This window comes from Rikenella sp. (assembly GCF_056799795.1).
On the sequence record NZ_JBQIQO010000002.1, the window covers coordinates 111062 to 124475 of the forward strand.

General features: G+C 55.5%; 12 protein-coding genes and 1 tRNA gene. 11 read left to right on the forward strand and 2 right to left on the reverse strand.

The window, feature by feature from the left end; genetic code table 11:
- Positions 1-15: 15 nt before the first annotated feature.
- The 8 genes from ACTO3O_RS01195 (at position 16) to ACTO3O_RS01230 (ending at position 5163) form a co-directional block, all read left to right on the forward strand.
- Positions 16-963, forward strand: coding sequence for a hypothetical protein (locus ACTO3O_RS01195; RefSeq protein ID WP_482596354.1), 948 nt, complete (start codon positions 16-18; stop codon positions 961-963).
- On the forward strand, positions 953-1381 hold the full coding sequence (locus tag ACTO3O_RS01200) for a hypothetical protein (protein ID WP_482596356.1): 429 nt from the start codon (positions 953-955) through the stop codon (positions 1379-1381). The genes ACTO3O_RS01195 and ACTO3O_RS01200 overlap by 11 nt, the downstream gene beginning before the upstream one ends.
- Positions 1382-1810 (forward strand): hypothetical protein, encoded by a 429-nt coding sequence (locus ACTO3O_RS01205; protein ID WP_482596357.1) that lies wholly within the window; start codon positions 1382-1384, stop codon positions 1808-1810. It abuts the gene before it with no gap.
- Positions 1811-1814: 4 nt separating this feature from the next.
- On the forward strand, positions 1815-2228 hold the full coding sequence (locus ACTO3O_RS01210; protein ID WP_482596359.1) for a D-Ala-D-Ala carboxypeptidase family metallohydrolase: 414 nt from the start codon (positions 1815-1817) through the stop codon (positions 2226-2228).
- Complete coding sequence (locus tag ACTO3O_RS01215; protein WP_482596360.1) at positions 2225-2710, forward strand: DUF6808 domain-containing protein; 486 nt, start codon at positions 2225-2227, stop codon at positions 2708-2710. Before ACTO3O_RS01210 ends, ACTO3O_RS01215 begins: the two co-directional genes overlap by 4 nt.
- Before the next feature lie 196 nt (positions 2711-2906).
- Positions 2907-3215 carry a hypothetical protein gene (locus tag ACTO3O_RS01220; RefSeq protein WP_482596362.1) on the forward strand — a complete coding sequence of 103 codons (309 nt, stop codon included), beginning with the start codon at positions 2907-2909 and terminating at the stop codon, positions 3213-3215.
- A 71-nt stretch (positions 3216-3286) separates the two neighbouring features.
- The gene (locus ACTO3O_RS01225) at positions 3287-4501 is read left to right on the forward strand and encodes a hypothetical protein (RefSeq protein ID WP_482596363.1); all 1215 of its coding nucleotides are present in this window, start codon (positions 3287-3289) and stop codon (positions 4499-4501) included.
- Between the two features lie 104 nt (positions 4502-4605).
- A complete protein-coding gene (locus tag ACTO3O_RS01230; protein ID WP_482596364.1) occupies positions 4606-5163 on the forward strand; it encodes a hypothetical protein in 558 nt (185 codons plus the stop codon).
- Between the two features lie 133 nt (positions 5164-5296).
- On the opposite strand, the gene ACTO3O_RS01235 is transcribed toward ACTO3O_RS01230, so the two are convergent.
- Positions 5297-6568: a site-specific integrase gene (locus ACTO3O_RS01235; RefSeq protein WP_482596366.1), complete on the reverse strand. Its 1272-nt coding sequence runs from the start codon at positions 6566-6568 to the stop codon at positions 5297-5299.
- A 324-nt stretch (positions 6569-6892) separates the two neighbouring features.
- On the opposite strand from ACTO3O_RS01235, the gene ACTO3O_RS01240 reads away from it, so the two are divergent.
- Both ACTO3O_RS01240 and aspT read left to right on the forward strand, forming a co-directional pair.
- Positions 6893-6979, forward strand: a tRNA-Ser gene (locus tag ACTO3O_RS01240).
- A 522-nt stretch (positions 6980-7501) separates the two neighbouring features.
- Positions 7502-9217 carry an aspartate-alanine antiporter gene (gene aspT, locus ACTO3O_RS01245; RefSeq protein ID WP_297829240.1) on the forward strand — a complete coding sequence of 572 codons (1716 nt, stop codon included), beginning with the start codon at positions 7502-7504 and terminating at the stop codon, positions 9215-9217.
- A gap of 80 nt (positions 9218-9297) precedes the next feature.
- On the opposite strand, the gene lacZ is transcribed toward aspT, so the two are convergent.
- The gene (gene lacZ, locus ACTO3O_RS01250; RefSeq protein WP_297832778.1) at positions 9298-12462 is read right to left on the reverse strand and encodes a beta-galactosidase, LacZ type; all 3165 of its coding nucleotides are present in this window, start codon (positions 12460-12462) and stop codon (positions 9298-9300) included.
- 192 nt (positions 12463-12654) lie between these two features.
- Between lacZ and ACTO3O_RS01255 the strand changes: the two genes are divergently transcribed.
- Entirely contained in the window at positions 12655-13116 is a 462-nt protein-coding gene (locus ACTO3O_RS01255; RefSeq protein ID WP_298080708.1) for a hypothetical protein, read from the forward strand.
- Positions 13117-13414: the final 298 nt, after the last annotated feature.

The following is a 13414-nucleotide window of genomic DNA, read 5'->3' on the forward strand; positions in this document are numbered from 1 at the left end:
CAAAAAGTTTAAATAATGGCAAAGATAACCGAAAAAGAGAATATCATGGCACAGGACACCCAAGAAGAACAGGTGCCGGTATCCCCTGCCGACCCGGAACAGACCCCGACGCCGGAACCCGAAGAACCCACGGAACTGGGGATTACCCTGCCGGACGAAGCGGCGGCGGTGGAGCAGCTAACCCCCACCGACAGGTTGTTGGGATTCGACACGGACGGGAATCCGGTCACGGCCACGGTGCAACAACTCAAAGACTACGCCCAAAAAGAGATCCCGTTCGTCGGCGAGAACCTCTGCAGAAGATCGGCCTTTACATACAGCCGAAGTCAACAGGGGGCTCTAGTATGGCTGCCGCTGTCCGAAAAATTGACACCAGGCGAGACCTACTCCATCAGTGCGACCGTCGAAGAATCTGACGGAGGATTGCTATACCTCGTGTTGTGCGAAAAAGAAGGCAGCTACAACGACCAGCAACGGGTTGACAATAACGGCACATTCGTGGCCAAATATCCCAGCGGCGCGCTCCTTGTCTATCAACAATCCGAAGAAGGATCGACCTCGGCATCGCACATCAAATTAGAAAGCGGCAGCAAGATCACCCCTTACACCCAGCATCCGGATGACCTCGCGCAGGTTATCCCTTTCTCGCTCGAAGAACAGGCCGTTCCGGGCGAGTTTTGGGACGGAAGGCAGGTCTATGTCAGATCGTTCCGAGGATCGGTTCATGCAGCAATCGGAGGTAATTACATTGCTGTAAATTGCTTTCGTAATGCAGTCAATATTGTGGAAGCGTCTGGTAGTATAAGCGGGTATATTGGCGAAGACTCTAGGCTCTATAGTTATCCGGTCGGAAACCACTTCCATGTATCTTCTCTTGGGAACTCTTTGACGTACGCAACAGATCGTAACGACATGAGCGCAATGACTTACACTATAACCATCAAATATGTATATGAAGCGTAACGAAATCAAGGAATACCGCCTATTGTACGCCGCCGGCGACCAAATCAACGACAACGGCACCCGTTGGGGTAGTATAGAGATGCTCCGTGGCGACTTTCCGGGCCCGGACTGGGCGATCGTACCGGTCGACTCGGTGCCGGACGACTGGTCGGAGATGACCGTCGAGGCGGGCGAGCTGGTTCCCGCCCCGGCGGAGGTGCTTGCAGTGCGCCGGGCGACCCGGCATGCCGCGAGCGTCGCCGCCGTCCGATCCACCCGGGAGTCGCGTTACCGCACCGAAAGCGATCCGACCCTCTACGACGCGTTGGAGACCTTCGCCCGCAACCACCCGGAATACACCGAATTCGCCGAGTGGCTGGCGGCCAAAGACCGCATCCGCCGCGAGCTGCTGAAGCCCGAAACCCTTAATCTCGAATAGTTGATGAGTTGGATCGAGACATTAATTACCATACTCATTGGTTCTGGAGGATGCGGTGTGCTGGGGTGGGTTCTTTCGGCCAGAAGCACGCGGCGAAAAGCGGCCGCAGAAGCTGGGATTCAAGAAGCCGAAGCAAGCATCAAAGAAATAGAAGCTGACGAAAGGCAGATGCAATACTTGAAATCCGGAATGGAGGATGCGTATCGGCAGTTGAATACTCTACAGGATGTGCTTGACGAAATGCGGGCCAAATTACTTGGGGACAAACGAGAAATCGTAAATCTCGAACTTCGGCTGCTCGAAGAAGAGAGGCTGCGCAAACTGGCACAGTACAACGAGTGCAAGCGGGAGTGTTCAGATCGACAACCGCCCCGAGCATCAGCACCGATCCGAACCCAAAAACAAAATGATGAATTTTTGAAAGAGTAACCCTATGAAATACTTTACCATCGAAGAACTTGTCGCGTCGGACACCGCCCGGCGGCGCGGCATCGACAACACGCCCGACGCGGCCAAGAGACAGAAGCTCCAAACCCTCATCGAACAACTGCTCGACCCGATCCGGGCGGCATGGGGTGCGCCGATTGCGATCAACAGCGGCTACCGCAGTCCGGCTTTGAACCGTGCGGTTGGCGGCGTCTCGACCTCTCAGCACTTGAAAGGCGAGGCGGCCGACATCTCGGTCGGAACCCCGGCCGACAACAAGCGGTTGTTCGACAAAATCACAGAAATGCAGGCCGCCGGAAAGATCGCCTTCGACCAGCTGATCGACGAGTCCGGCTACAAGTGGATCCACCTCTCCTACCGCGCAGGAGCAAACAGAAACCAAACCCTACACCTCAAATGAAACGGACAATAGCGATTCTTTTTCTGGGCGCGGTCATTGCCGCGCTCTTGTTGTTGAAATGCTGCGCGGACCCGTCAGTCGTGGTACGTGAAGTGGTGAAGTCCGACACGGTTACTCTCGTGCGGGTGGATACGGTCATCGTCGAGAAGCCTGTCCCGGTACGAGTCGTGGAACGGCGGACGGATACGCTGGTGGTCTACCGAGACCGGGACACGATTCACGTGCCGGTGCCGATCGCGCAATACCAGTTCCGCGACAGCCTCTACACCCTTGACGTCAGCGGCTATGCTGTCTCCGTCGACCGCCTGGAGGTCTACCCGCGAACGATCTACCGAACGATTAATACCACGATCGAACGAACGGTTGCAGATAAAAAGCGCTGGGGGCTCGGAATCCAAGCGGGCTACGGCTACAACTTCGGAGCCAACAAACCGGGCCCGTATATTGGGATCGGGGTGCAGTACAGCATCTCGAGGTGGTAACCCAAAAACCTAACTATCAAGCGGCCCTCGCCATGCGGCGGGGGCTTTTTTTTATACGCCTTATTGTTTTGTAAATCGCTCAAAATCAAATATGACAAAAATTTCTTCGAAAAAAGTTCATCTTTTTTTTGATTTTGCATTGCAGAATCAAAAAGTATGTGTATCTTTGCAATGTAATCAAACACCAACACACGTCATGAAAAAGAATATCGCACAGTGGATTCAGCAAGAAATCGATGAAAATCGAGAGTATATCATTGGAAGCGACTGGTTAGTATCTGATTATTTGCTACAGGGTGACGAATATGACGCTGCTTACGCTTATCTTTCAGATGAAGATCATGAAATCATCGATCGGGCCGGCGATCAAATTTTTGACGAAACTTCTGATGTAGAAAAGTACAACAAAGCAAGAAAAGATAAAGAGCGCGAGCTGGTCGCCGAAATCGTTTCGTACATCAAAGAAAACTACAACTATAAACTCAACCCCGAAGATTTCGAATAACAATAACCTTATCGAACAGGCCGAGATACAAATATCTCGGCTTGACTGACTCATTAACACTCGACACAGCTATGTTATTCGAATTCGGAAGTCTGTTTTTGGACGCGTATAATGCCAAAAACGGCACAGATTTTACCCCGGAACGGTTTTTCCGCGAGGTATATTGGCCCATTTTTCTAAATTCTGACAAACACCTTTCGTTTGTTACAAACTCGCCATTTGTGCAGGGGCAAAAGAAGAGAGAGGACGCCGCCCGGCGTCTCGAGCGCCTGGCGGTGTTCGAAAACGACATCAGAACCAAGCCGCTGCACGCCGGAACGGCTCCGGGCTTTCCGGCGTTGAGTGAAACATCGAGCACGTCGTGTCAAGTATCCAACATACCCGGCATTCCCGTCGGCGCAGATTTCGCTTATCTGTCTTGGATTGCGTTGGGACTTGGAGTTTGTCTGGAGGGCGGAATCTGTGTATTGTTCTACGATGAAGAGATATTGTTGCGCATCGCGGAGGGGTGGGAAAAGTATCGCGAATATGTCGATACGCACGACACGGAAGGTCGTCAGATCAACATTTGGAACGCTTACACCCTCCTCGACGAGGAGCCGGGAGAACTGAAAAACGAGAAAATAGCCACGCTGCCGTGGACGCGCTTGGTGCTGAAACTTGCGAAAGAGTATCCGAATTGCGATCAACTGATGGGGTACGGCTATTCGTTCGGTCAAACAAACGTGACGTTTGGCTGGATGCCGTTTGCTTTCGATGACCTCCGCAATTTTCAGAAACGATATATCGAATTGTTCGGCGCGGAGACATTGAAGGAGGCGGAGCAGGCTTGGGGGGCGGAACACAAGCTGGGATACACGTTCGAAAGATGCGGCGGGTCAATCGACATCCGGGCGTTCGAACCGGCGAAATTCCAAGACGCTTTGAGCAACGCAATAAAAAGACAGAAGCCCACAAGAGGTAAGGCTGTGTTGTTTCAGTCTGCGATTGCGTGGCTGTCTATGCTGCTGAACGACTCCTCCGCGGTCGAGGAAAGCAGGAAATTTGCGGTGGCGATCAATGAAAATATAACAGACAAAGACAGCTTGCGCAAGCTGTTTGACGCCCATACGCGCGTTAAGTTCCTGCGCGAACTGGCCGAGATCATGGAACGAAATCGGCGGGAAGCCCGACTCGCATTGTACGACGCTGTCAGGAGTCTCGCTATACAAAGTGAGATCGACTTTCGTTCTATGTTTACTATCGTCAAGATCATATACGTACAATTGCAACACGAATCGAAATGAAAGAGGGAGCAAAGAAGCCCGGGCGAGGCGGAGTCCGGCCGGGGTCTGGGAGAAAGTCGGACGACCCGCGGTTGCGAAATCTGACGATTAGAATTGCGCAAGACGTGGCCGAGTTCCTCGACCGCTACCCCGGCCGACGGAGCGCAATTATCACCGAAGCGGTGCGGAAGTATAGAGACGAGTTCAATGTCCCGGAAGGCGGCCGACCAGAAGAGTTTCCTACCGGCCTTATCAACCCTGCAACCGGCAAGGAGTGGGTGTTGTCGGACTATTACGTCGACGACTCAGGCAACAAGCACTTCACGCACGAAGAGGCAATGGAGATTTGGAAGCAGGTACCGGGCTGGGGGCCGTGTACGGACGAATTTCACAAGGCACTGTCCGAGGCGATGTGGGATGATGACAAATGGGAGTGGCGCGAGAATGTCCTCGGCAGCGGGTTGAACGGGTTCGAGTACATGACCCAGCGGCTCGGATATGAGTTGGGAGGTTATCGAGACAAGGATACGGGCGCGCTGGGCAGCGTCGGCAACTACGGCTATAGCTGGTCGTCTGCGGTCAGTGGTATCAACGGGCGGTTCTTGTGGTTCTACTCGCAGACCCTCGATCCCAGCGCCTCGTACAACCGCGCCTACGGTTTTCAGTTGCGGTTTCTGAAATGAGAACCTGGTTTCGAAAAGAAATTGAGAACACTAAAATCATTTACAATAGTTGAATTGAAAGATTGTTTTGTGTGATGTATTATAATTGTACCATAGTGGGATTCGTTTGCCTGAAGCTATTCAGAGACGTTATTTATCTGTCGTTGAATTTGTTCATTTCTTCCGCCTTGATTTTATCAGCCACGTCGATATATGGCTTCATTGCTTTGTAATCGCTGTGTCCCGTCCATTTCATCACGACTTGGGGTGGTATGCCCATTGCCAGCGCATTGCAAATAAATGTTCGTCTTCCGACGTGAGTTGTAAGTAACTCATATTTCTTGTAAACTTCGTCGTATCTTTTATTTCCGCGATAATATGTAAGCGTCACTTCTTTGTCCAGCCCGCACAGCTTTCCGAGCTCGCGCAAATAGTCATTCATGCGCTGGTTAGAAATCACCGGCAACGCCTTTCCGCCGGGGAATTCACAGTCTTTGTATCGATTCAATATTGTAATTGAATATTTATTCAAATCAATACGAAGTGCGTCTGCCGTCTTCACCGTCGTTACATCAATGTGATCTGAATAGACGTCCGCCTTCCGGAGGTTGGCGGCGTCAGAATACCGCAAAGACGTAAAACAACAGAAACAGAAAACGTCGCGCACTCTTTGGAGATATTGCTTGCCATCTGGGATGCGGAAGTTAAATACGGTCATCAATTCATCCCAGTCGAGGAAAATAACTTTCTTGTCTGTATTTTTCAGTTTTGGAGAGAATGACAAGTATGCATTTTGGGTGTTGTATTGCTTTTTTGTTGCCCAACGCAAAAACCATTTCAGAAATCCAAGCTGCTTTCCGATCGACGAATTTCGCATTTCGCATTCATCGCGCAAGTAGCCCACGTAATTCGTCAGCCCGTCTTCATTCAGCTTGTCAAACCCTAATTCGGAATCAAACGAATACAGGTGTTTGCGAACAGCATTGAACTTTTCATAAGTTGCGTCAGTCCAATCGTTCAATTTTCCTTGTTCCGCGACAAATTCATCGAAATATACAAAGAAATTCAGGCGTGCCTTGTTGTTCGGTTCAAGCCCGAGAGATTCGCGGTTAGCATTATTAAAACTCTCCCGAAGCTGATCCGGTGTCGGAACAGTTTCGCGAACCTCCCAATTTTTGAAAACATCGTCCATCAGAATCTCCAAGCGCTGAATCTCTCTATTGATTTCGCTTGCAGATTGTTTCTTGCAATTGGTTGTTCCCGCCTTGCACCGCTGCGTTTCGGTGCTCCATTTTTCGATATCAACACGATAGCCAACCGAGAAGGCAACGATGAAACCGGCATATTTAATCCGATAGCGCAATTTCGCATCGGTCTTTCCTTTTTCTTTGTCAAGAAGAAACTGACAATGTCGTTTGATTTGCATAATCCAACATTTAGTCCCTAGTGCCGCAAAAGTAGGGACTAAATATGGAGTATCCTAGCGTATTTTGACAAACTTTAACGCACTAACGAATTATTGCAGTGTATTGTTTTTCAACAAATTTGTATTTAAACGTACTCGGATTGTGGAGCCTCCCTCTCCGCAACGAAGTTTTTCGGCGTCCGGATTTTTTCGGCAGCCGGGATGCTTTTGAAAATCAGGCGACCGGGTTTTGTCGGGTCAGCGACAGACGCGGTTTCTGCGCTCGGACGAACAAGAGACGATATAAAACGTTATCTTTGTGCCGTGCGATGCCGCCAGCAGAAAGGAGAGATGCCGGAGTGGTCGATCGGGCCGCACTCGAAATGCGGTGTACGGGCAACTGTACCGGGGGTTCGAATCCCTCTCCCTCCGCGGAAACCGGGGAAAGACACATGGTCTTTCCCCGGTTTTGTTTTTTGTAGCGGGCGGAGATCGAGGACGAGCGGTGTATTTGTGTATTATTTCTCGGTTGTCGACCTGGGGACGTTGGCTCGTATGATTCTGCGAGCCGCAGGAGTACAAATGGGGTAGAGGCTACCGGTTGTTTGGAGTAGCTTAGGGTAGAGGCTGCCCTTATTTTTTAGGGTAGACCCGGCCCTTTGCCCACCGCGGGCGCGCGGCGTTTATTCCGAGAGGCAACGCAACTGAAGACCGTTGGCACGGTATGCCGTGTTGCTGGGGGTAAGTCTCGCCACATAGAGATTCAAACACACCCCACTGCTGCCGCTGACTGACGCCGAGCAACTGAACCCGTAATTACCGATGCTCCACAACGCACCCTCGCCATAGCCGCGGTTGCCCGGGGCGGGGTGAAAATCCCTTTGGAAGCCAGAATTTCGGCACGCGGATTGCTGCGAATAGACGACGTTATACGCTCCGAAATTTATCGTCGCTATGTTTACCGGTATCGATTTCGTTCAGTTTTTTCGAGACAACGCCGCGCTGGCCGTTTTTCTCACCGTGGCAGTCGGTTTTTGGATCGGCAAATTCCGCTACAAAAGTTTCTCGTTAGGCACCGTCACCAGCGTCCTGCTGGTCGGCGTGGCGGTCGGACAGATGAAAATCGAGATTCCCGAACCCGCCAAAACCCTCTTTTTCCTCATGTTCCTCTTTGCCGTCGGATACGCTGTCGGGCCGCAGTTCTTCCGCGGGCTGCGCAAAGACGGACTGCCGCAGGTCGGCTTTGCCGTCGTCTTGTGTCTGCTCTGTCTGGGCTCCGTCTGGCTCTGCTCGTGGGTGATGGGCTACGACGCCGCCCAGGCGGCCGGACTCATGGCCGGTTCGCAGACCATGTCCGCCGTGCTGGGCGTGGCCACCGACACGATGCACGAGATGCCGAATGCGGCCGATCTGAAATACGACATCATGCCGGTCGTTTATGCCGTCACCTATATCTACGGGACAGCCGGGTCGGCCTGGCTGCTCGGGACGTTGGGGCCGCGGTTGTTGGGCGGAGTCGATAAAGTGAAGGCCGCCGCCCGTGAACTGGAGAGCAAGATGGGCGAAGACATGAGTGCTCAGCCCGGTTTCAATCCAGCCGTGCGGGAGATTACCTTCCGGGCCTTTCGGGCCGACAACGAGTGGTTCGATCCGGGCCGCACCGTGGCCGATTTCGAGCGCGAGATGCAGCGGCAGGGCAAACGGCTCTTCGTCGAACGGCTGCGGCAACGGGGGCGGATTTGTGAAGTCACGCCGCGGACGATGCTCTTCCGGGGCGACGAAATCGTGGTCAGCGGCCGGCGCGAGTTCGTGATCGAAGAGGAGGAGTGGATCGGCGAAGAGGTCGTGGATAACGATCTGGTGAACTTTCGGGTCGAGACCCTCGCCGTGGTGGTCGGCGGACGGAGGCGGCGCCAGGGAGTGGCCCGGATGTCGATTCGCGACTTGCTGAAAGCCGATTTCATGCACGGCGTGATGATTCGCTCCATCAAGCGGGCGGGCGTTCGGGTGCCCGTGCTGGGCGACGGTCGGCTGGATACGGGCGACCGGCTGGAGCTGGTGGGATTGCGGCAGGATGTCGAACGGGCTGCCGGGCGGCTCGGGTTCAGCGATCCGGAGACGCCGAAGAGCAGCATGACCTTTGCCGGACTCGGAATCGTCCTCGGAGGCTTGATTTTCGGGTGGGTGCTGGTGACGCGGATCGGTTCGATCCCGTTGAGCCTGACCGTGAGCGGGGGCGTGCTGATCGCCGGACTGGTCTGCGGCTGGTTGCGGGCGCGGAGGCCCGATTTCGGAGGGCTGCCCGAACCGGCGGTCTGGTTTATGAACAACGTCGGGTTGAACGTCTTTATCGCCATCGTCGGGATTTCGACCGGGCCGACCTTTATCCGCGGGTTGCAGGAGATGGGCTGGAGCGTGCTGCTCGTCGGGATCGTGGCCACGTCGATTCCGTTGATCTCGGGAATTTTCATCGGGAAATACCTCTTCCGGTTCAATGACGCGCTGACGCTGGGGTGTTGTTCCGGCGCGCGAACGACCACGGCGGCGCTGGGGGCGGTGGAGGAGACCCTCGGCAGCAATGTGCCGGCGATGGGATATACCATTACGTATGCTGTGGGGAATACCCTGCTGATTATCTGGGGCGTGGTGATCGTCCTGTTGGCGGGGTAAGAGAGGGGGGATAAAACAGGTCGGGCGGTAGCGAACCTGTCTGTTCGCTACCGCCCGACCTGTGTGTTTCAGGAAGAGGGTTATTTCCGCGTCGTCGGCTTGAGCACGAAATTGAACTCATAGTCCCCATACGGCAGCAGGTACTCCCTGAGCGGCCAAGCCCCCCAGCTGTCTTCGCACCCGAGGCCCATCTGCCGCGAAGCGATGTTGAGGGTCACGAAGTCACGCTTCACGAGCGACCCCGAGTGACGTTGCCCTTTTTCCAGGCCGTCGTCCAGATCGTCCATGGCATAAGGCAGTGCCGACGCTTCGAACGGGGCGTCCGACTCGATTGTGATGCCCGTGCCGTCCGGATCGGTCAGCCGCCACCACCGCAGGTCGCTCTTGTTGCCGCTCTCCTGCGGCCGGACGTAGCCCCAATATTGGTCGTCCACCGACTGGGCGTAGCGTCCGATCCGAGCCGCCCCCTGCCGGTCGATATAATTCTCCACCGGCCCGCGTCCGTAAAAGTCGATCGCCCGGAATGCCTGCGGCATTGTCAGCTCCATCCCGAACCGGAACAGATGCGGCATCTTCTCCTTCGTCGGATCGGTGGTCAGTTTCTGGGAAATCGCGATCTCGCCCGCGCCGTTAATCGTGTAGTCGATCGTCAGGGTCGCAAAGAGCTTCGGCAGCTCGAATACGCTCGTCACCAGAATATTACCATCCGCCAACGTCGAATCCTTGATCGATTTGAGCCGCATCTCCGGATTTTTCCACAGTGCGAACCGCTTCTGTTGTCCCGCTCCGAAATCGTTGTCGGTCGGCGCGCGCCAGAACATCGGCCGCAACGCGCAGCCCGTTTCGACCAACTCCTTGCCGTCCAGCGTGTAGTCCGTCATCAGTCCCGTCCATCGGTTGAAATAGATTTTGCTATCGCCCGCCACTACGACGATCGCCCGCGTATTCGGCTCGATAACCGGCCGGATGCCCGGCGTAGCCGCCACCGTGGCCCCCCAAGCTTGGTAAGGCCGCACCGTCATCTGGTCATACGCCACCACCGTTCCCGCCGGCAGAATCCCGTCCTGAGCCTTCAGCACGTATTCCACATCGAGCATCAGTTCGCCCGTCGCCGAAGCCGGTACGGCGTAGCCCGGCAAAGCCACCTGCGCCCGTTGTTGCGGCGCGACGTTCAGTTCCGGCACGATCCCTTGTCGCACCACCGTCCCGTTGTCGCGCAGTTGCCATACCATATAGTACCGCGAGAGGTCGATGAAGAAATTCTCGTTGTAGACCTCCACGATCCCCTTCTGCAAATCGACCGGCGTCGTCAGGATCGACCGCTGGACGTATCCCGCCTCGTACATGTGCGGATTCGGCTCGCGATCCGGATTGATGAGGCCGTTGCAGTTGAAGTTGTTGTCCGACACGGTGTACTTCCCGTAGTCCCCGCCGTAGGTGTAGATCATGTTTCCCGCCTTGTCGTACCCCCGCAGCGCCTGATCCACGAAGTCCCAGATAAAGCCCCCTTGGAGGTTCGGATATTTTCGGATCACGTCCCAGTACTCCTTGAAGCCGCCCAAAGAGTTCCCCATCGCGTGCGCATACTCGCACAAGATCACCGGCCGGCCGTCCATCCGTCCGAGATACGGATCCTTGCCCAATCGTTCCATCTCGAGTACCCCGGTGTACATCGGACACCAGATGTCGCTGTAGTGCGCGCCGGTCGTATCTCCGGCATCCCAGATCGCCCGCTCGTACTGCACCGGACGCGTCGGGTCGTAGTTTTTGATCCACTCGTACTCCTTGCGGAAATTGGCGCCGTCGCCCGACTCGTTCCCCAGCGACCAGAAGATGACCGACGGATGGTTCTTGTCCCGCAGGGCCATCCGCGATCCCCGTTCGACGTGCGCCCGTTCGAACCGGGCGTCGCCCCCCAGATTCTCCTTGCCGTAACCCATCCCGTGCGCCTCGACATTCGCTTCGTCGATCACATAGATGCCGTATCGGTCGCACAGGTCGTACCAATACGGATCGTTCGGGTAGTGCGATGTCCGGACGGCGTTGAAATTGAACCGTTTCAGGATTTCGATGTCTTGGAGCATCGTTTCGCGCGGCACGTGGTAGCCGTAGGTCGGATCGATCTCGTGCCGGTCAGCCCCCTTGAAGAGCACCGGCTGCCCGTTGACCAGCACCTGCGAATCTTTGATTTCGATTTTGCGGAATCCGACGTTCACTGGAATATACTCCCGCGCTTCGGCCTTGCCGCTGCCGTTGTCGACCGTGACGAGCAATCGGTAGAGGGTCGGAGATTCCGCGCTCCACTTGGCCGGATTCTCGACCGGAATATCCAGCCGAACGGTTCCCCCCTTGCCCGGCCTGATGCCTTGTTCCGAAACGACGGTCTTGCCCGCCGGATCGATCAATGCCACATCGACTCGCGTCGCACCCGTGGCATGGACGACATCGGCGTCGATTTTCAGGGTGGCATCCTTATATTGGCTGTCGAGGTCGGTCACCACACGGATATCTCCCAATCTGGTCTGCGGTCGGGCGTACAGATAGACGCCTCTGGCCACCCCGCTGAGCCGCCAGAAGTCCTGGTCTTCGAGGAAGCTCCCGTCGCACCACCGGAAGACTTGAAAGGCGATTTTGTTTTCCCGCCCCGGTACGAGGTATTTCGTCAGGTCGAACTCCGCCCCGAGCTTGCTGTCCTCGCTGTATCCCACGAATTTACCGTTTACCCACAGGTAGAGGTTTGAGGTGACGCTTCCGAAGTGGATGTAGATGGCGTCGCCTTTCCAGTCCGCCGGCACGCGCACTTCGCGGATATACGATCCCACATAATTATCCTGCGACGGAATGTGCGGCGGGGTCGGCCGTTCGATATGGCTCCACGGATAGCCCGGGTTGATGTAGACCGGGTCGCCGTAGCCGTTCACCTGCCAGATGCCGGGTACGGAGATCGTCTCCCACCCCTTGGAGTCGTAGTCGGTTTTGTAGAAGTCGGCGGGCCGCTGGTCGGCGTTTTCGACGAAGAAGAATTTCCATTTGTCGTTCAGAGACAGGTAGCGGTCGGATTGTTCCGGTTCGGCGGCGATCGCTTTTTCCGGCGTCTCGTAGGCGAAGTACGAGGCCCGCATCGGCGCCCGGTTCACGGCATTCACCGCCGGGTCTTGCCATTCGGTAAAGCTCTGGGCCCGGACAGCGCCGCCGAAGCCGACGGCGGAGACGGTTGCCAACAGGCTCATCCACAGGTTTTTCATAGGCTTGAAAAAAGAGTTTGGTTGGTTCGCAAAGCAGGGCCGGCACCGGGGGGCCGGGCCGGCAGCGAAACAAAGATAACTTTTTCTGCCGATTCACGGGGGGCGACAGTTGATTTTGGTATCGTTTTTGCATGAAATGCGATTTCGAAAATTCGGGTCCCGCATCCGAAAATTTCACTATCTTTATCCTCGATGCGTCGTTTGTCGATCTATATTTCGCTGGTTTGTGCCGCTCTGCTGATCGCGGTGGGGACGGCTCGTGTCGTTTCTGGGGCTGCGGGGCGGGCGCCGGTGGCGACGACAGTGCCCGACGGCGGCTTTCTGACTGCCGGTGATGTCTCTGCGGCCGAGGAGGGGCTTCTTCTGCCGGTCGTGGGGGTGGTGGAGAGCGGTGCCTTTTCGGGAGGGCCAGGCGGCGCGCGGACGGGAATCTCCGGAGCGCGTTGTTTCTGGCTGACGGGAATGCGGCGAGCGTTGCGGAGTCCGGTATTTCAATCGACGGATCTTTTTCTGACTTATCTGGGACGGGCTTCTGCGGCCCGGGCGTTCGCCTCGTGGCGGATGTCGTTGTGCGGGAATGCTTGCGGAGCGGCGGTCGCCGTTTCGCGGGCAGGCGACGGGTGTGTCTACGCCTTACGTCGTATCGTGATCTAATCCATTTATCATTGTTCGAGCTTTAGGGTCTGGGCTGCGGTCTTGCGTATACGGTTAGACCCGGCCAGAGCATCCCGTAGGGATGCGCTCTGAAGTTTGGCTACGCCTTCCTCCTCGCCGCTTACCATAGTCCGTAAACGGCCTCTGGATTCGCTGGCAGCGTCGGTTGTTCACAAAGAGAACAGTCCCTTCAAACCAATCGCGCGCCGCCGCCTGAAGAGGGAAATCGTCAAAACTCGCTTGCGTGTTTTGACAAGATTTCCCAAGGCGCGCGGACAAAGAACGGAGGTAGAGGCGG